Source organism: Streptomyces sp. PT12 (assembly GCF_003311645.1).
Taxonomy (GTDB): Bacteria; Actinomycetota; Actinomycetes; order Streptomycetales; family Streptomycetaceae; genus Streptomyces.
In genome coordinates this window covers 1-18,354 of sequence record NZ_QEST01000079.1, presented here as the reverse complement: position 1 = coordinate 18,354, position 18,354 = coordinate 1, and the positions used below count along the sequence as shown (strand labels likewise).

The following is an 18,354-nucleotide window of genomic DNA, read 5'->3' as shown; positions in this document are numbered from 1 at the left end:
GGAGCGGGCCACAATGGTCCGCGGTAACCCGTCCACCCGTACGAAGGAGCCCTGCCGCGATGGCCCGCCGCAGCACGCAGTCCCCGCCTCCCGAGGAGTTCGAGGAGCGCATCCTCGACATCGACGTCGTCGACGAGATGCAGGGGTCCTTCCTCGAGTACGCCTACTCGGTGATCTACTCCCGGGCGCTGCCCGACGCCCGGGACGGGATGAAGCCGGTGCACCGGCGGATCCTGTACCAGATGCACGACATGGGGCTGCGGCCCGACCGCGGCTATGTGAAGTGCGCCCGGGTGGTGGGCGAGGTGATGGGCAAGCTGCACCCGCACGGTGACACGGCCATCTACGACGCCCTGGTGCGCATGGCCCAGTCGTTCTCGATGCGGCTGCCGCTGGTGGACGGCCACGGGAACTTCGGCTCGTTGGGGAACGACGACCCGCCCGCCGCCATGCGGTACACCGAGTGCCGCTCCGCGCCCGCGGCCGGGCTGATGGTGGACGCGATCGACGAGGACACCGTCGACTTCGCGCCCAACTACGACGGCAGCGAGCGCGAGCCGGTCACGCTGCCGGCCGCCTATCCGAACCTCCTGGTGAACGGGTCGAGCGGCATCGCGGTCGGCATGGCGACGAACATGCCGCCGCACAACCTCAGCGAGGTCATCGCCGCGGCCCGCCACCTCATCCGGCACCCCGCGGCCGACCTGGCGACGCTGATGCGCTTCGTGCCGGGGCCCGACCTCCCCACGGGGGGGCAGATCGTGGGCCTCGACGGCATCCGCGACGCCTACGCCAGCGGGCGCGGCACGTTCAGGATGCGGGCGAAGGTGACGGTGGAGAAGGTCTCGGCCCGCCGCCGTGGCCTCGTGGTCACCGAGCTGCCATTCACGGTGGGCCCCGAGAAGGTGATCGCCAAGATCAAGGACCTGGTCAACGCCAAGCGCCTCCAAGGCATCGCCGACGTGAAGGACCTGACCGACCGCGAGCACGGGCTGCGCCTGGTCATCGAGGTGAAGAACGGCTTCAACCCCGAGGCCGTCCTCGCCCAGCTGTACAAGCTGACGCCGATGGAGGAGACCTTCGGCATCAACAACGTCGCGCTGGTGGACGGCCAGCCGCTGACGCTCGGCCTGCGCGAGCTGCTCCAGGTCTATGTGGACCACAGGTTCGATGTGGTGCGGCGGCGCAGCGAGTTCAGGCGGGGCAAGCGGCGGGACCGGCTGCACCTGGTCGAGGGCCTGCTGGTGGCGCTCGTCGACATCGACGAGGTCATCAGGATCATCCGTTCGAGCGAGAACGCCGCGGAGGCCAAGGAGGGGCTGATCGCCCGCTTCGGGCTCTCCGAGGTGCAGACCCAGTACATCCTCGACACCCCGCTGCGGCGGCTGACCAGGTTCGACCGGATCGAGCTCGAGTCCGAACGGGACCGGCTGACCGCCGAGATCGAGGAGCTGACCCGGATCCTCGACTCGGACGCCGAGCTGCGGAAGCTGGTGTCGAGCGAGCTGGCCGAGGTCGCCAAGAAGTACGGCACGCCGCGCCGGACGGTCCTGATGGAGTCCGACGGCGCGCCCGCCGAGGCCCTGCCACTCGAGGTCTCGGACGACCCGTGCCGCGTGCTGATGTCATCGACGGGGCTGCTGGCGCGGACGGCGGACGGCGAGGCGTCGTTCGACGCGACGGACACGCCGCAGTCCACGTCGCGCGGGAAGCACGACGTGGTGATCTCGGCGGTGGCGTCCACGACCAGGGGTGAGGTGGGCGCGGTGACGTCCACGGGCCGCCTGCTGCGGCTCGCGGTGGTGGACCTGCCGCAGCTGCCGGGCCGCGCCTCGGCGCCGAGCCTGGCGGGCGGGGCCGCGGTGTCGGAGTTCCTTTCGCTCGAGGCCGACGAGCGGGTGGTGTGCCTGACGTCGCTCGACGAGTCGTCGCCGGGGCTCGCGATCGGCACGCAGCAGGGCGTGGTCAAGCGGGTGGTGCCCGACTACCCGTCGAACAAGGAGGAGTTGGAGGTCATCACCCTCAAGGAGGGCGACCGCGTCGTGGGCGCCGCCGAGCTGCACACCGGCGAGGAGGACCTGGTCTTCATCACGAGCGACGCGCAGCTGCTGCGCTACCAGGCGAGCCAGGTGCGGCCGCAGGGGCGGCCCGCCGGGGGCATGGCGGGCGTCAAGCTGGCGGATGGCGCCGCGGTCATCTCCTTCACGGTCGTCGACCCGGCGCGGGACGCCCTGGTGTTCACGGTGGCGGGGGGCAGCGGGACGCTGGACGACTCGATGGGAACGGCCAAGCTGACGCCGTTCGAGCAGTATCCGCGCAAGGGGCGCGCGACGGGCGGGGTGCGCTGCCAGCGGTTCCTCAAGGGCGAGGACCGGCTGACGTTCGCCTGGGCAGGGGCGGCTCCCGCGCGGGCCGCGACGGCGACGGGCGCGCCGGTGCCGCTGCCCGGGACCGACCCGCGCAGGGACGGCTCGGGCACGCCGCTCGCCAAGGCCGTCGCGGTGATCGGCGGCCCGGTGTAGCCGGTCCGGTGCGGCCGGTCCGGTGCGGCCGGTCGGCGGGCGGCGCGGTCAGCCCTCGGGGTCGGCCGTCTCGGCGTGGTCGGCCAGGTCGGCCCGGTCCACCGGGTCGCCAAGGTCGACATACCTGAGAAACGCCCAGTCGGCGCGGTCCTCTTCGTCGCCCTCCCGGCCCCCGGGGGCGGCGACGCACGCGTCGAGCTCCTTGCGCAGCGCCCCCGCGTCGATGCCCGAGCCGATGAGGACCAGCTCGGTGCCCCCCTCGGGCGAGGCGGGGTAGAAGCGCAGGAAGCGGCCCACGGCATGGACGGCGAAGCGCTCGGCGCCCACCAGGACAAAGCCCTTGACGCGGTAGAGGCCCGGCGGCCGCTCCTCGAAGAAGCGCGTCAAGGGGCCTGGGGCGAGGGGCGTTTCGGCCGTGAACGCCACGCTCTCATAGTGGGTGTGCGGGTGGTCGTCCGCGGTCGCGGCCTCGTCGAGGTCGGCGAACGACAGCTGGCGCGGCCCTTGCACAAGCTCGCCCGCGGCCTCGGGGTCGAACAGCAGCCGGGGGTCCACGCGCCCGTGCGCGGCCTCGACGACGGGGGCGCCGCCGCCGCGCCGCCGCAGCTCGGCGGCGAGGGCCGACCGCGTCGCCCCGTCCACGCGGTCGGTCTTGTTGAGGACGATCAGGTCGGCGACGCCGGGGTGGCGCGTGCCCGCGGGCTCGGCGGCGTCCACGACCAGGACGAGGCCGCCGTAGACGATGCGCTCGTTCTCGCTGGCGAGGATCATCCGGATCAGCGCGGGGGGCTCGGCGAGGCCGCTGGCCTCGACCACGAGCAGGTCGATCGCGGCATCGGGGTGGGCGAGCCGGTCGAGGGCCGCGTCCAGGTCCTCGGTGTCCACGGCGCAGCACAGGCAGCCGTTGCCGAAGGAGGCCATCGCGTCGACCTGTCCCGCCACGGTCATGGCGTCGACGGGGATGGACCCGAAGTCGTTGACGACGGCGCCGATGCGGACGCCTGAGCGGTTGCGCAGCAGGTGGTTGAGGAGCGTGGTCTTGCCCGCGCCGAGGAAGCCCGCCAGCACGATGACCGGGATCCTGCGGCCGTGCGCGCCCCGGCCGTTGATGCCATGCATGCGTCGAACGATACGCCGCACGCGCATCCCCCGGCGGCGCCGGAGAGGCGCTTCGCCGGGGGATGCCACCCCTGGGGTCCGGCGTCACACTTCGGTGGAGCCCGGCGGGGTCCCGGTGACCTCGCTGCCGCGCGCGGGGTCGAAGGTGCAGGGCCGCGAGGCGACCAGGTCGGTCAGGGATCCCGGCTGGTCGCCGCCGCGGATCGTGAGGGTCGGCGAGCGGGTCTCCCAGGCGGCGGGCGGGGGCAGCTTCGGACCCACGCGGCCCACCTCGGTCGGCGCGCCGAGGACGGGCCTGTCCGCCGCGAGGTCGCGGTCGGGGTCGGGCTCGCCTGAGGTGTCGCCGGGCTGGGGCCAGGTCGAGCAGTCGGTCCACTCGCCGTCCCAGCCGGAGTTCCCGCCGCCGTCGTCGAGCCGCATCGGGGCGATGCCGGTCGGATAGGGGCAGTTGGAGACGCCGGTCACGCCGACGCCCGTGGCGGTCACGTCGCTGATGGTGGCGGATCCCGTGGTCTCGGCCTGGAGGACGACGGTGCCGACGTTCCGCACGGTGGCGCCGTCGATCGTCACGTTGTCGGCCGCGAGCCCGGCGCCGCTGCCCGAGACGAACTGGAACGCGCTCCACGGGCTGTCGAGCACCGTCGTGTTCGTGATGCGGACGTCCGCCTCGATCGGGCGGTTGTAGGGGTCGACGCGCAGCGCGGACATGGGGTGGTTCCCGTTGGGGTTCATGGCCCCGGTGCGCACAAGCGTGTTGCCGTCCACGGTGATGGTGCCGGAGAGGGGGAAGAACGGCTGGAGGAACGCCTGGGTGGAGTCCGCCTGGCCGCTGGGGTCGGCGCCGAGCGCGGTGACGTCGAGCGCGCCCGGCGGCGGCGAGGCGGGCGCGGCCACCTGCTCGAAGTCGACCGAGTCGATCGTGTGCTCGCCCGCGGTGTCTTTCGGGTCCACCTGGAGCGTGACGGTGTCCCCCGCGGCGAGGTCCCGGCCGAGGAGCAGGCGGCCGTGGTTGAAGAAGTGGTGCGTCTTCGACCCGGCGATCCACGGGGCGTCGAAGTAGGCGTACCGGGAGGTGACGTCGAGGCGCCGGTCGAGCTTCTGCCCGCCCGCGTACACCGACAGGGTGCCGGAGGCGCCGTCAGGGAGGTTGTAGACGACGGTGATCGCGTTGGCGGGCGCGTGGAGCGTGAACTCCACGTGCTGGCCGGAGGCGATCCGCACCGCCCGGCGGCCCGACGCCTCGGAGGCGACGGTGCCCTGGGTGTGATCGGGACCGATCACGGTGCCGTTGTGCTCGGCGTCCTCCGCCTCCTGCGAGACAAAAGGCAGATCGGCGCCGGCCCGTGGGGAGACGTCGGCGGTCGCGGCGGACGGCCGCGCACGCTCCGGCGGTGAGCGCCGCACGCAGGCGCGGACGCGACCGCCGCGCTGCTTGTGGTGCGGTCATGACATTCCCTTCCGTGGGGGGTGGGGGTGGGTGGCGCCCTGGGCGCGGGGCAGCCCCGCAGCCAGGCCGCCGTGTCCGCGGGCAGCAGGGCCGCGTCGTCCAGCGGACCGCTGCTGAGCAGGACGGCTGTGTGGGCGGGGAGCGGAACGGGCTCATCCGCCAGGTTGACGGCGCAGATCAGCCCGTCGGCGCGGGCGAAGGCGAGCAGCCCCGGCTCGCCCTCGAGCCAGGTCAGCGCCTGGCTGCCGGGGTCGGCCCAGCCGCGCCGCAGCCGCAGGGCGGTGCGGTAGAGGCTGAGCATGGAGTCGGGGTCGTTCTCCTGCCGCGCCGCGGTGTACGGCGCCCAGTCGGTGGGCCGGGGCAGCCATGTGTCGCGCCCGCCGAATCCGTAAGGGGGCCGCTCGCCCTCCCAGGGCAGCGGAACGCGGCATCCGTCGCGGCCCGGGTCGATACCGCCCGACCTGCGGTGCATGGGGTCGGTGATGCGGTCGCGGGGGATCTGGGCCTCTACCAGGCCGAGATCCTCGCCCTGGTAGAGGTAGACGGCGCCGGGCAGGGCGAGGGTGAGCAGGGCCGCGGCCCTGGCCCTGCGCGTGCCGAGGGCCAGGTCGGTGGGGGTGCCGAAGCGCTTGGCGGCGAACGCGAAGCCCGTCTCGGCGCGGCCGTAGCGCGTGACGGTGCGGGTTACGTCGTGGTTGCAGAGCACCCACGTGGCGGGGGCGCCGGCCCCGGCGTGCGCGGCGAGCGTGGCGTCGATGGAGGCGCGCAGCTCGTCGGGCGCCCAGGGGCGGGAGAGGAAGTCGACGTTGAACGCCGTGTGCAGCTCGTCGGGGCGCAGATACCGCGCGAACCGCTTGACGTCGGGGAGCCACAGCTCGCCGATGAGCACGCCGTCATAGGCGTCGGCGACGGAGCGCCACGAGCGGTAGATGTCGTGCAGCTCGTCGCGGTCCACATAGGGGTGCGGGTCGCGCCCTGGCTCGAAGTCCGGCAGGTCGGGGGCCTTGGCGAGCAGGGCGGCGGAGTCGATGCGGATGCCCGCGGCGCCGCGGTCGAACCAGAAGCGGAGGATGTCCTCGTGCTCCTGGCGGACGCGCGGGTGGGCCCAGCTGAGGTCGGGCTGCTCGGGGGTGGCGAGGTACATGCCGAGCTGATCCGCGCCCATCTGGATCATCAGGGCCTCGCAGTTGCGCAGCTGCTCGCTGCCCATGGAGTCGTCCTCCCAGCGCATGGCCCGGAGGTTCGTGAGCGGCTCGGCCGTCTCGGGGGAGTCGAATGCACCCATCACACCGACCACCGGGCGGCCGTCGCCAGGGGCAGGGGTGACAGCGGAGGTTAGCCTGGCCTGTGTGAGCACGTGCACCGCCGCCTCGCTGGCGTGGGCCGAGCCCCTCGCCGGCACCGCGGCCACCGCCCGGACCTGGCTGCTGATCGAGCAGCCCGGACCGTGGGGCGCCAAGGCCCTCCTCCAGAGCCGCCTCGACCCCGAGGTGGGTGCGACGCTGAGCGCGGCGGCGGACGGAAGCGCCGGGGTTCGCGTGGCCCTCATCAGGCGCCCCGGGCGCACCACCGGCGGCCGCCGCGCCTTCCTCGCGCACACCGCGCCGGGCAACGCCTGGATCCGCGTCCTCGCCGACACCGACCCCGCGCGGCTCACCGGCCTCGACTTCGCCAGGCTCGCGGAGGGCCACCACGACGGGATCGGGGAGCCGCACGACGGCGCCCCCCTCGTCCTGGTGTGCACCAACGGCACCCGCGACCGCTGCTGCGCCCTGCTGGGGCGCCCGCTGGCCGCGGAGGTCGCCGGCGCGGGCGGCGCCGACGTCTGGGAGATCACCCACCTCGGCGGCCACCGCTTCTCCCCCACCCTGCTGACGCTGCCGCACGGCTACGCCTACGGCCGGATGACCTCGGTCGGCGTCAAGAACGTCGTGGCCGCGCTCACGCGGGGGCGCGTCGCCCTCGATGGCTGCCGCGGGCGCTCCACGTGGGACCGCCCAGGACAGGCGGCCGAGCTGGCCGTGCGCGCCCTGATCGGCGAGGAGGGGGCCGACGCCCTGACGGAGGTCACCGCCTCGCGCGCCCAGGACGCGGGAGGCGGGGACGCGGGCGGCGAGGGCGCGGCGTGGACGGCGACCGTCTCCCACGCCGACGGCCGCCGCTGGTCGGTGACGCTCGCCGATGAGCCCGCCGGGGCGGCGGCCCCCGCCTCGTGCGGGGCGGCACCCGCGCCCGCCGCCCGGCTCACCACGCGGGCCGTGGAGCGCCTGCCCTGAGCCCGCCGCGCCGGGCACGCCGGGGCGACCCGCTCAGGTGTCGATGCGCGAGCGGTCCAGGGTCGCCGCCGAGCTGGAGATGAACTCGCGGCGGGGAGCCACCTCGTTCCCCATCAGCAGGCTGAACGCCTCCTCGGCCGCCTCGAGATCGCTGATGTTGATCCGGCGCAGGGTCCGCTTGCGCGGGTCCATCGTCGTCTCGGCCAGCTGGTCGGCGTCCATCTCCCCCAGGCCCTTGTAGCGCTGGATCGAGTCCTTGTAGCGGACCTTCCTGCGCTCCAGGTCGAGCAGCGTGTCGCGAAGCTCCTGGTCGGAGTAGGTGTAGACGTACTTGTCCTGGCCGCGCTTGGGGTTGCTCAGCTCGATCCTGTGCAGCGGCGGCACGGCGGAGAAGACGCGGCCCTGCTCGACCATCGGCCGCATGTAGCGCTGGAAGAGGGTCAGCAGCAGACAGCGGATGTGGGCGCCGTCCACGTCGGCGTCCGCGAGGAAGATCACCCGGCCGTAACGCGCCTGGTCGATGTCGAACGTCCGCCCCGACCCGGCTCCTATCACCTGGATGATGGCGCTGCACTCGGCGTTCTTGAGCATGTCCGAGACGGAGGACTTCTGGACGTTGAGGATTTTGCCGCGGATGGGCAGCAGCGCCTGGAACTCGGAGTTGCGCGCGAGCTTGGCCGTGCCGAGTGCGCTGTCGCCCTCGACGATGAACAGCTCGCTGCGGTCCACCTCGTCGCTGCGGCAGTCGGCCAGCTTGGCGGGGAGCGCCGAGGACTCGAGGGCCGTCTTGCGGCGCTGCGCCTCCTTGTGCTGCCGCGCGGCGATGCGCGTGCGGGCGGCGGCCACGACCTTGTCGAGCACCGCGCGGGCCTGCTGCTTGGCGTCCCGCTTGGTCGACGTCAGGAACTCCTTCAGCTCCTTCGCCACCACGTTCGACACGATGCGGGCCGCGGCCGAGGTGCCGAGCACCTCCTTGGTCTGCCCCTCGAACTGCGGCTCGGCAAGCCGGACGGTCACCACCGCCGTGAGGCCCTCGAGGGCGTCGTCCTTGGTGATGTCGTCCTCGGCGACCCGCAGGAGCTTCGCGGAGCGCAGCACGTCGTTCACCGTCGTGCGCACGGCCCGCTCGAACCCCGCGACATGGGTGCCGCCCTTGGGGGTGGCGATGATGTTGACGAACGACTTGAGCGTCGTGTCATAGCCCGTGCCCCAGCGCAGCGCGACGTCCACCTCCAGGTCGCGCCTGACCTCGGTGGGGATCATGTGGCCGCGGTCGTCCAGGACCGGGACGGTCTCCTTGAACGTGCCCTGGCCGGTGAGCCGCAGCACGTCGCACACGGGCTTGTCGGGCGCCAGGTACTCGCAGAACTCACTGATGCCGCCGTCGTACCTGAAGACCTCTTCGGACGCCTCGGCGCCGTCCACGCCCCGCTCGTCACGCACCGTGATGGTCAGCCCCGGCACCAGGAACGCCGTCTGCCGGGCGCGGGCGTACAGCGTCTCGAGGGAGAGCTTGGCGTCCTTGAGGAAGATCTGCCGGTCCGCCCAGTACCGCACGCGGGTGCCGGTGCGGGTCTTGGGGATCTTCTTGCCCTTGAGCAGCCCGCTGCTGGGGTCGAACGGCGCGTCCGGGCCCCACTCCGTGAAGATCCCGGGGGTGCCGCGCCGGAAGCTGATCGCGTGCGTGCGGCCGCCGCGGTCCACCTCGACGTCGAGACGGGCGGAGAGGGCGTTCACCACGGAGGCGCCAACGCCGTGCAGGCCGCCCGAGGCGGCGTAGGAGCCCCCGCCGAACTTCCCGCCGGCGTGCAGCTTGGTCATGACGACCTCGACTCCCGAGAGGCCCGTCTTGGGCTCGACGTCGACCGGGATGCCGCGCCCGTTGTCCCTGACCTCGACCGAGCCGTCGTCGCGCAGCAGCACCTCGATGCGGTCGCAGTGGCCGCCGAGCGCCTCGTCCACGGCGTTGTCGATGATCTCCCACAGGCAGTGCATCAGACCGCGACTGTCCGTTGACCCGATGTACATGCCGGGGCGCTTGCGCACCGCTTCGAGGCCCTCGAGGACGAGCAGGTGCCGCGCGGTGTAGTTGCCCGGGTCGGATCCGGTCAGCAGTGCGGTCGATGGCACGGACGTGTCGGCGGTCACGCAGTTCGCTCCTCGCTGAATCCTGATCGGTGGCGGAGTGCCGCTCAGAGGGTACCGAGGCCCTGTAGAGCGGTTGTGCAGCTACCCGAGAAGTATCAGGGTAGCCCAGAGTCGCTCACGTGTTCGATGACTCGGCCGGGTGACGCCAACATCACGTTCCCTTCGAGGCATGAACCATTTAGGGTTCGGGCACGTCCTCCTGCAACGAAGGAGGGGAGCCCGGGTACACGGAAGTAGCCGGAATAAGAACCACCAGACAACGCTTACACGAAACAACTACCGCAATACGGCTCCTTCGCCGCCATACGGCAGCGTTCGGCCATCTCGGAAGATTTTTCGCCGAGAAGCCGCGAGCGGGAACGTTCTCGGCCTGGTTGGATGTTGTCCCTGGTACGACAGCTCGTCGAGCTAGAGAAGAGGCGACGTGACTACTGTTCTGACCCCCGCGACCCCGCTGACGGCTGGGGACCGCTGCGATCGCTGTGGTGCCCAGGCGTATCTCCGCGTGGTCCTCATCAGTGGCGGAGAGCTGCTGTTCTGCGCCCACCACGGCCGCAAGTTCGAGCCCGAGCTCAAGAAGATCGCCGCTGAGATACAGGACGAGACGGAGAAGCTGACGGCGACTCCCGCGTCCGCGAGCAACGACGAACGTTGACCTGACGTCTCGCGTCTCCACCACCGACGGGCTGCGTCCGGCCGCCCACGCCGGACGTCGGGCGGTCCCCCTTCGTCACCCGGGGTGACCGCCCGTTGCCTTGTCGGTCCAGATCGTTGTCCCCCTGGCGTCCGCGCGCCTCTGACGCGCGAACGCCGTCGGCGGCGGTGGTACGCACCCCTGGGGTGCGTACCACCGCCGCCGACGGCGTTGTGGGGGCCGGGGACCGGCCCCGGCGCTCCTTCGTCCGGCTGGTCCGGCGCGGGCCCAGGTCAGTCCAGGTAGTCCCGCAGAACCTGCGAGCGGGACGGGTGGCGGAGCTTGGACATGGTCTTGGACTCGATCTGCCTGATGCGCTCGCGGGTGACCCCGTAGACCTTGCCGATCTCGTCCAGCGTCTTGGGCTGGCCGTCGGTGAGGCCGAAGCGCATGGAGACCACGCCGGCCTCGCGCTCGCTCAGCGTGTCGAGCACGGAGTGCAGCTGCTCCTGCAACAAGGTGAAGCTCACCGCGTCCGCCGGGACGACCGCCTCGGAGTCCTCGATCAGGTCGCCGAACTCGCTGTCGCCGTCCTCGCCGAGCGGGGTGTGCAGCGAGATGGGCTCCCGGCCGTACTTCTGGACCTCGACGACCTTCTCGGGCGTCATGTCCAGCTCCTTGGCCAGCTCCTCCGGGGTGGGCTCGCGGCCCAGGTCCTGGAGCATCTGCCGCTGGACGCGGGCAAGCTTGTTGATCACCTCGACCATGTGCACCGGGATGCGGATGGTGCGGGCCTGGTCGGCCATGGCGCGGGTGATCGCCTGGCGGATCCACCAGGTCGCATAGGTGGAGAACTTGTAACCCTTGGTGTAGTCGAACTTCTCCACGGCCCTGATCAGACCGAGGTTCCCCTCCTGGATCAGGTCGAGGAACAGCATGCCGCGGCCCGTGTAGCGCTTGGCCAGGGACACCACAAGGCGGAGGTTCGCCTCCAGGAGGTGGTTCTTCGCGCGGCGGCCGTCCTCGGAGATGATCTCCAGCTCGCGGCGGAGCTTGGGGGCGATCTTGTCCGAGCTCGCGAGCTTGTCCTCGGCGAAGAGGCCCGCCTCGATGCGCTTGGCCAGCTCCACCTCCTGCTCGGCGTTGAGCAGGGGGACCTTGCCGATCTGCTTGAGGTAGTCCTTGACCGGGTCGGCGGTGGCGCCCGCGGCGGCGACCTGCTGCGCCGGGGCGTCGTCCTCGTCGTCGTCGGAGAGGACGAAACCCTCGTTCTCCTGCTTGGCGCCCTCGGGGCCCTCGGCCGGGGCGGCGCCCGTGGCGGCCCGCTCGGCGGGCTCTTCAAGGCCCTCTTCCTCGCCTTCGAGGAACTCGTCGACGATCTCCTTCTTGGAGTCCGTCTTGGTGCCCGGAGCCGCCGCCGTCTTCTTCGCCGCGGTCTTCTTGGCCGGGGCCTTCTTGGCCACGGTCTTCTTCGCAGGAGCCTTCTTAGCGGGGGCCTTCTTCGCCGTGGACTTCTTCGTGGCGGGCTTGGCGGGCACGCCTGTGACGGCCTCGGCCTCCTCCAGGCCGATGGCGGGCTCCTCCGGGCGGGCGGTGGCCGTGGCCTTCTTGGCAGACGTGGTCTTCGCCGCGACCGTCTTGGTCGCGGTGCGCTTGGACGCAGTCTTCGCGGCGACACTCTTCCGGGTGCGCTTGGACGTCTCGGCATTCACCATCAGCGTCACGCCCTCCTCGTCGAGGATCTGGTTGAGGCTGCGCAGAACGTTCTTCCACTGGGTTGCCGGGATCTGGTCAGCCTCGAAGGCCCGGCGCACGTCGTCGCCGGCGATCTGCCCTTCAGCCTTTCCCCGCTCGATGAGCGCCATCACAGAATTGGACTCGGCGATCTCTGCGGGGAGAGCACGGGAAGTACTGGCCGACACGAACAACCTCTCGGAAACTCTGGGAACGGCTTCGGGCCCAGTCCGAAGCGGACAGGACCGGTCACCGACGGCGGGGTCAGCCGACGGCTGCGGCGGAACGGTGGCGGACCACAGGTCCGGCCACTGCTGCCACCTCTTGAAACATCGCGCTGCTCCCCGAAGCGTTACGCAGCTTTCGCGTGTCGCGAGTCACACCGCACGCTCGACTGTAGCGGGCCGGGGCAGAAGCGTCGCCGGAGCCCTGCCCCGATCCGGCCCGGCGACACCCCCGTCCCTTCCGTATCAGTGTTCGCGTGGGGCCGGGACCACGTGGTCCGCGCCCGCAGCGGCCGGTCCGCCCGCGGGGGTGACAGCCTCGGACGGGGCGCTGAGCAGGTGCCGCATCGCCGACTCGGCGGCGCCGGGCTCGCCTGAGGAAACCGCGTCCACGATCCGCTGGTGCAGGGCCACGGACGCCTCGGTGGGCTGCTCGCAACCGGAGGCCGCGCCCCCGGAGACCTGGAGCGCGGCGGCGACGATACCGGAGAGGTGCTCCAGCATCCTGTTCCCCGCGGCCTGGAGGAGCAGGCCGTGGAACTCCGCGTCAGCGCGGGAGAAGGTGAGGGCGTCTCCCTGTCCCAGGGTGTGGGTCATGATGTCGACCATGTCACCGAGGCGCTGGCGGACCTCCTCCGGCACGTCGACCGCGGCGAGCCTCGCGGCCAGGGGCTCGATCGTGAGGCGGAGCTCGCACAGCTCCCTTCGCTGGTCCTCCCGCTGGGGGCCGAAGGCGCGCCACTCGATGATGTCGGGGTCGAGCAGATTCCAGTCGCCGACGGGGCGGACACGCGTGCCGACGTTGGGGCGCGCGCTGACGAGGCCCTTGGCCTCGAGGACGCGGAGGGATTCACGGACGACGGTGCGGGAGACCTCGAAACGCTGGCCGATCTCCTCGGGAACGAGCGGCCGGTCGGCGCCGAGGTCGCCGGAGACGATCATCTGTCCAAGCTGCTGGACGAGTTGGCCGTGGAGGCCGCGGCCCCGGCTGCCGGCGGCGCGGCGGCCGACGCGGCTCATGTCCGGGTCGCCGTCCCAGGCCGGGGCGTTGGTGATGCGGGCCGCTCCGGTGGATTCGGCGTAGGAGTAGCGGTCGAACTCGCCCGGTCCGGCGGGGCCGGAGTCGGCAGAGCGAGTGGCGGTCATCATCGAATGCGCAAGGGTAGTCACGCCTCCTTTGTCGGCGGCCCTCGTTGGCACCTTGAGGTCTTTGGTGAAAAGCACACGAAAGGGTGATCGGCGACTCCTGCATAATTGACGCCTAACCGGAAGCAAATGGTCTCGTCTTGCGCAATGCGGACACGGGAAGCGGGTGTTGAGACCGGAACACCCCGCGCCCGGCACCGGGTCGTGGCCCTCCGCGACGGTCAGCGGACCCCGTTCCGCAGGCTGACGAGGGCATATCCACACAGGAGCACGGCAAGCGAGAGCCCCAGGGCCCAACCGATCGGACGGGACGCGAGATGCACCGTTGCGGACAACCAACGATCGACTCCGGAAGGGAACGGAAGCGAGGTCAACGCGTGCAGCCGACCGGGCAGTCCGTCGAGCGACGGCCCATGCCAGCCGTGCAGCAGTGAACGCAGCGCCGGGGCCAGCGCCAACGGCACCGCGGCGACCGCCGCGAACCCCACCAGCGTCGAGCGGAAGATCCCCGCGGCGAGGAGCCCGGCCCAGGCGCACCCCACAGAGAGCGCGGCGGTGCCGAGCAGCGCGAACTCCCATGATCCGTCGACCGGCACGTCCTGGCCAAACAGCAGCGTGAACGACGTGGAGTTGACCGTGATCGCCGCACAGCACAGCAGGAACGCCACCGCCGCCGAGACCACCAGCTTGCCGGTCAGCAGGGACAGCCGCCTGGGGATCGGCACCCGGGCGGGGACCAGCGCGGGAAAGCGGAACTCCTGCCCGAACGCGAGCGCCCCGAGCACGCCGGCGACGATCGCCACGGGCGGCAGGGGCAGCTGGTCCGCCCAGCCGGTGAGCACCCGCTCCGCGGACCGTGTCCCGGAGGAGGCGAGAGCGAGCGCGGTGACGAGCCCGGCCAGCAGCGCGGCGGCCATCAGCCACCAGGCGGTGCGCACCCCGGCCCAGCGGCGCAGCTCGTACCGCACGGGCCAGGTGGGACCCGGCGGCGGCAGCGCGGGCAGCGGCGGCGGCAGCTCCGCCTCGCCCGTCGCCGCATCGCTCGCCGCCCCGGCCTGGGCCCGTGCCTCGCCCTGCTCCGCCCGGCCGTCGGCCCGGTGCAGGGGCCCGGCCGGGGAGCGGTCCCCGGCAGGGCCCACCTCGTCGGCGAGTTGGTGGACGACGACCCGATGCTGATAGGCGACCTCCCCGACCATGGCACAGGTGCTGCCGAACACCGAGAGACGGGTGCCCGACTCCCGCAGGACCTCGATGGGCTCCTCCCCCGCGGGGCGCTCCTCGCCGCGGAACCCCCGTGTCAGGGCGGCCGAGAGCCGGTCGGCGTGCGGGGTGATCACCGCGACGCGGGGGCGGAGGCGCGCCCTGGCGAAGTCCTCCGCCGCCTGGTCGGCGACCAGCCGCCCCGCCTCGATACTGACCACGCGGTCGGCGAACCTGACGGTCTCCTCGGCGCCCCTGGCCGTGATCAGCACGGCGCCGCCCTGTCCCGTGTAACCGCGCAACAGCCCCTGGAGCCAAGCGTTCTCGCGAGGTGAGAGCCCCTGCGCGGGCTCGTCGAGGACCAGGGTGTGGGGGTCGCCGAGCAGCGCGGCGGCCAAACCGAGGCGGCGGTCCATCCCCCGGGAGAGCCGTCCGAGCCGCTGGTCGGCGACGCCGCTGAGCCCCACCACGTCGAGGACGTCCTCGGCGCGGCTGGCCGGTACCCCGGCGGCGGCGGCCAGCATCCGCAGGTGCCCGAGCGCCGTACGGCCCGGGTGCCCGGCGACCTCCCCGAGCAGGACGCCGATCTCCCGCGCGGGGTGCGGCACCCTGGACAACGGCCGCCCTCGGAACAGGGCGACGCCGCGCCCCGGGGCGAGCTGGAGCATCAGCCGCAGCGTGGCGGACTTCCCGGCCCCCGGTGGGCCGAGCAGCATCGTCACATGGCCGGGACGCGCTTCGAAGGTGAGATCGTCAACGGCTGGCGGTCGGCCGCGCCGAGACGCGCTGGTGAGTCCGATGGCCTGGATCATCGCTGTTCCCGTTGATCGTGCACCCTGGCACGATAACGGGACATATCGGATATTCCCCGCAGCGCGCGGGCCCTGTCGGGCAGCAGCGGGAGGCCCTTTACACCTCGGGGCGCAGCATCGGGGGGTTGAGCTCGGTGGCCCCGCCCGCGCGGAACAGCTGGGCGGGACGCCCACCCTGACGCGTCGTCGTGCCACCGACCGGTACGAGGAACCCCGGGGTGCCGGTGACCTTCCGATGGAAGTTCCGTGGATCGAGGGCGACTCCCCACACCGCCTCGTAGACCCTGCGCAGCTCCCCGACGGTGAACTCGGCCGGGCAGAAGGCCGTGGCGAGCGAGGAGTATTCGATCTTCGAACGGGCGCGCTCGACGCCGTCGGCGAGGATGCGGGCGTGGTCGAAGGCGAGCCCCTCCTCGGGGGCCTGGTCCTGCCCACCGAGCAGCCTGCTGACCGGCATCCACCGGGCGCCGCCGGCGTCGCCGCCCGCCGTCGGCGCGGGAAGGTCAGGAGCCAGCGCAAGATGCGCCACACTGACGACCCGCATCCGCGGATCCCGGGACGGATCGCCATACGTGGCGAGCTGTTCGAGGTGGGCGTCGGCGGGGCGGCTGTCGGAGTCCTGTGCCCGGAGCCCCGTCTCCTCGGCCAGCTCACGCGTCGCCGCGGAGGCCAGATCCTCCTCGGAGCGCACGAATCCGCCGGGGAGGGCCCACTGCCCCCGGAAAGGCTCCTCGCCGCGGCGCACGGTGAGGGCGCACAGCGCGTGCCGCCGGACCGTGAGCACGACCAGGTCGACGGTGACAGCGAACGGCGGGAACTCGGAGGGGTCGTAGGGCATGCCGTGATCATAGGGCTCCGCATCGCGCTCATCAGCGCCCGCGGGCGGCCCGCTGCCGCCTCAGGAATCGGCGCAGAGACTCGGGGTCCACCCCGTCGCTGCACCCCTGGTGCAGCAGCCTCGCGAAGAGGTAGTGGCCGTCCAGGTCCAGTGCCCGGCCGAGGGCCACCCGAGCCGGTGCCTCGTCCCCGAGCGACCACGACACCCAGGCCGCGAGGGTCAGTGGTGGAACGGCGTACTCCGCGAACTCGCCGACGCAGCGCCGGGACAGGGCCCGCCACAGCCGCAGGGCGGCCGCGCCCTCGGCGCCCTCCATCCACTCGGCCACCATGTCCCTGGCCTTTCTATCCTGGAGGCCGATCACCAGACGGGCCGACTCCTCCGAGGTGATCAGGGCGTCGTCCATCGCGTCGGCGACCTCGTCGTCCGACTCCCGGGTGGCCGCGGCCCTGCGGAAGCGGCTCAGCAGGCGCTCGGCCAGCCGCAGCGTCTCGCCCCTGGCCACACGGCCGTTGGACTCCTCACCGAGCATCCGCGGCAGCAGCTCCTCGGCCACGGTGTTGAACGCCTGCGTCTGCCGTGCGGCGACGGGCTCCCCCAGGGGTCGCAGGCGCCGTCCCATGCCCCGCAGCGAGCCGCGCACCCGGAGCCCGGCGTAGGCGGCGGCCGCGGCCATCGGCGAGGTCCCGGCCGGGGGAAGCTCCTTGCCCTCCGCGCCACAGCAGCGCTCGTCCACGCAGCAGTACGACCAGTACCGCCGGGCGGCGAGGAAGATGGCCTCGAAGACCGGGACGTCCAGCGCTCCGCAGGCGGTGCGCAGGCGCTGGGCCAGGGGCCGGTGCCGATCCATCGCCTCCCTCGCGGACACGCCGTCAGGTGGCTCGTGGCAGATGAAGACGATCGCCGCGTCGGGCCTGGGCCCTGGCATTGCCCCACCGTCGATGAGGCGCGCGGCCATCTGGTCGGCCGTCTCGTCCCACGCGCCGGGATCGGAGGGGATGTCCGCCCTGACGCGACCGCCCACTCGCCCGCTCGGGCCGTGCAGCGCAATCAGGACGACGGAGTCGTCCGGGTGGTAACCGAGCAGATACGGCAGGGCGTCGGCGAGGTCGGCGGCGCCGCGGAGCGTGACTCGGCTCTCCGTCGCGGAGAGTTCGGAAGCGGATTCGCTGTGCGATGTCATGGGAGCAGGATGGCCTGGATCGCCGGTTTCGCGTCGGCCGTTATCCACAGGCAGCGTTGAAGGTCATAAGAATGATCGGGTTATCCACAGGGGGATTGGCGGGCTGTCGGTCCGATCGGCTTGCATGGGGGCATGCAGCAGCGAACCGCGAGTCACCACCTCTCCCCCCGTGCCACAGGATCCCGATCTGCGCGCCGCGGCCGACGCCGTGCTCGCCCGCCTCGTGGGCGGCGCCGACGGCGACGCCAGGCTCCGCGAGGACCAGTGGCGGGCGATCCACGCGCTCGTCGCCGAGCGCAGGCGGGCCCTGGTGGTGCAGCGCACCGGTTGGGGCAAGTCCGCGGTGTACTTCGTCGCCACCACGCTACTCCGCGAGCGCGGCAGCGGACCCACGGTGATCGTCTCCCCGCTGCTCGCCCTCATGCGCAATCAGATCGAGGCCGCCGCCAGGGCAGGGATCCACGCCCGCTCGATCACCTCGGCCAACCCCGAGGAGTGGCAGGCCATCCAGTCCGAGGTGGCCGCGGGCGACGTGGACGTCCTGCTCGTCAGCCCCGAGCGGCTGAATCACCTGAGCGGCCTTCGGACTCCAGCAGCGCCTGGGGTTCGATCAGGCACCGCAGCTTGATCTGAGGCGGCGCCGGTACAGGTAGGGGTGTGCTCGGTTGGTGGACCAGAGCGTTCATGACCCGCTCCCAGAAGCCGGAGTTCCGCCAGCGCGTCCAGTAGGTCTGCCCTACGCCGAGGTGGCGCAGGGGCTCCGGGAGACGTCCAGCGACGGCGCCGCCATCTCCGCGAGCGCCATCCAGCAACTGCGGACGGGCGTCAAGTCGAACCCCAAGCTCCAGACCATCAAGGCACTGGCGGACTTCTTCGGCGTCCCGGCCGGTTACTTCTTCGACGACGAGGTGGCCGAGCGCACACGCGCCGAGATCCGCGTCATCGCCGCCATGCGCGACCAAGGCGTGCGCCGCGTGGCCCTCCGCGCGAACGGCCTGAGCACGTCGAGCCTGAACAGGGTCTGTCCAGTCAACGGCTGATCTTGGTTGTTGAGGTTCAGTGGCTGGTGGT

The 18,354-nt window shown here is 72.1% G+C and carries 13 protein-coding genes and 1 pseudogene; 5 read left to right on the top strand and 9 right to left on the bottom strand.

Annotated features, from left to right (window positions below):
- Positions 1–59 precede the first annotated feature (59 nt).
- Positions 60–2,522, top strand: coding sequence for a DNA topoisomerase (ATP-hydrolyzing) subunit A (locus DEH69_RS06495; RefSeq protein ID WP_113685915.1), 2,463 nt, complete (start codon positions 60–62; stop codon positions 2,520–2,522).
- Between the two features lie 48 nt (positions 2,523–2,570).
- Here the strand turns inward: DEH69_RS06495 and DEH69_RS06490 are convergent, their stop codons facing one another.
- The 3 genes from DEH69_RS06490 to DEH69_RS06480 form a co-directional block, all read right to left on the bottom strand.
- The gene (locus DEH69_RS06490; protein ID WP_113685914.1) at positions 2,571–3,641 is read right to left on the bottom strand and encodes a GTP-binding protein; all 1,071 of its coding nucleotides are present in this window, start codon (positions 3,639–3,641) and stop codon (positions 2,571–2,573) included.
- Positions 3,642–3,725: 84 nt separating this feature from the next.
- Positions 3,726–4,922 carry a hypothetical protein gene (locus DEH69_RS06485; RefSeq protein ID WP_258534488.1) on the bottom strand — a complete coding sequence of 399 codons (1,197 nt, stop codon included), beginning with the start codon at positions 4,920–4,922 and terminating at the stop codon, positions 3,726–3,728.
- Positions 4,919–6,373, bottom strand: coding sequence for an alpha-amylase family glycosyl hydrolase (locus DEH69_RS06480; RefSeq protein ID WP_258534487.1), 1,455 nt, complete (start codon positions 6,371–6,373; stop codon positions 4,919–4,921). The genes DEH69_RS06485 and DEH69_RS06480 overlap by 4 nt, the downstream gene beginning before the upstream one ends.
- 64 nt (positions 6,374–6,437) lie before the next feature.
- Here DEH69_RS06480 and DEH69_RS06475 point away from each other — a divergent pair, with 64 nt between their 5' ends.
- Positions 6,438–7,364 carry a sucrase ferredoxin gene (locus DEH69_RS06475; RefSeq protein WP_181727296.1) on the top strand — a complete coding sequence of 309 codons (927 nt, stop codon included), beginning with the start codon at positions 6,438–6,440 and terminating at the stop codon, positions 7,362–7,364.
- 33 nt (positions 7,365–7,397) lie between these two features.
- Here DEH69_RS06475 and DEH69_RS06470 read toward each other — a convergent pair whose 3' ends face one another.
- Positions 7,398–9,512 (bottom strand): type IIA DNA topoisomerase subunit B, encoded by a 2,115-nt coding sequence (locus DEH69_RS06470; RefSeq protein ID WP_113685913.1) that lies wholly within the window; start codon positions 9,510–9,512, stop codon positions 7,398–7,400.
- A gap of 424 nt (positions 9,513–9,936) precedes the next feature.
- On the opposite strand from DEH69_RS06470, the gene DEH69_RS06465 reads away from it, so the two are divergent.
- Entirely contained in the window at positions 9,937–10,167 is a 231-nt protein-coding gene (locus DEH69_RS06465; RefSeq protein ID WP_113685912.1) for a hypothetical protein, read from the top strand.
- 272 nt (positions 10,168–10,439) lie between these two features.
- Here DEH69_RS06465 and DEH69_RS06460 read toward each other — a convergent pair whose 3' ends face one another.
- The 5 genes from DEH69_RS06460 to DEH69_RS06440 form a co-directional block, all read right to left on the bottom strand.
- Entirely contained in the window at positions 10,440–12,074 is a 1,635-nt protein-coding gene (locus DEH69_RS06460; protein ID WP_258534486.1) for an RNA polymerase sigma factor, read from the bottom strand.
- Positions 12,075–12,350: 276 nt separating this feature from the next.
- Complete coding sequence (locus DEH69_RS06455) at positions 12,351–13,328, bottom strand: FadR/GntR family transcriptional regulator (protein ID WP_113685910.1); 978 nt, start codon at positions 13,326–13,328, stop codon at positions 12,351–12,353.
- Positions 13,329–13,471: 143 nt separating this feature from the next.
- On the bottom strand, positions 13,472–15,262 hold the full coding sequence (locus tag DEH69_RS06450; protein ID WP_113685909.1) for an ATP-binding cassette domain-containing protein: 1,791 nt from the start codon (positions 15,260–15,262) through the stop codon (positions 13,472–13,474).
- Between the two features lie 97 nt (positions 15,263–15,359).
- Entirely contained in the window at positions 15,360–16,100 is a 741-nt protein-coding gene (locus tag DEH69_RS06445; RefSeq protein ID WP_113685908.1) for an NUDIX domain-containing protein, read from the bottom strand.
- A 31-nt stretch (positions 16,101–16,131) separates the two neighbouring features.
- Positions 16,132–17,283, bottom strand: a complete 1,152-nt coding sequence (locus tag DEH69_RS06440) for a DUF4192 domain-containing protein (RefSeq protein WP_113685907.1) — start codon at positions 17,281–17,283, stop codon at positions 16,132–16,134.
- 124 nt (positions 17,284–17,407) lie between these two features.
- Between DEH69_RS06440 and DEH69_RS06435 the strand changes: the two are divergent.
- Positions 17,408–17,854: pseudogene (locus DEH69_RS06435) on the top strand (DEAD/DEAH box helicase); the annotation flags it as partial.
- A 175-nt stretch (positions 17,855–18,029) separates the two neighbouring features.
- Positions 18,030–18,323, top strand: coding sequence for a helix-turn-helix domain-containing protein (locus tag DEH69_RS06430; RefSeq protein WP_258534485.1), 294 nt, complete (start codon positions 18,030–18,032; stop codon positions 18,321–18,323).
- Positions 18,324–18,354: the final 31 nt, after the last annotated feature.

Excerpts from the sequence above, each read along its gene's own strand:
- DEH69_RS06495 (WP_113685915.1), top strand. The coding sequence starts at position 60 with ATGGCCCGCCGCAGCACGCAGTCCCCGCCTCCCGAGGAGTTCGAGGAG.
- DEH69_RS06490 (WP_113685914.1), bottom strand. The coding sequence starts at position 3,641 with ATGCATGGCATCAACGGCCGGGGCGCGCACGGCCGCAGGATCCCGGTC.
- DEH69_RS06480 (WP_258534487.1), bottom strand. The coding sequence starts at position 6,373 with ATGGGTGCATTCGACTCCCCCGAGACGGCCGAGCCGCTCACGAACCTC.
- DEH69_RS06450 (WP_113685909.1), bottom strand. The coding sequence starts at position 15,262 with ATGATCCAGGCCATCGGACTCACCAGCGCGTCTCGGCGCGGCCGACCG.
- DEH69_RS06445 (WP_113685908.1), bottom strand. The coding sequence starts at position 16,100 with ATGCCCTACGACCCCTCCGAGTTCCCGCCGTTCGCTGTCACCGTCGAC.
- DEH69_RS06440 (WP_113685907.1), bottom strand. The coding sequence starts at position 17,283 with ATGACATCGCACAGCGAATCCGCTTCCGAACTCTCCGCGACGGAGAGC.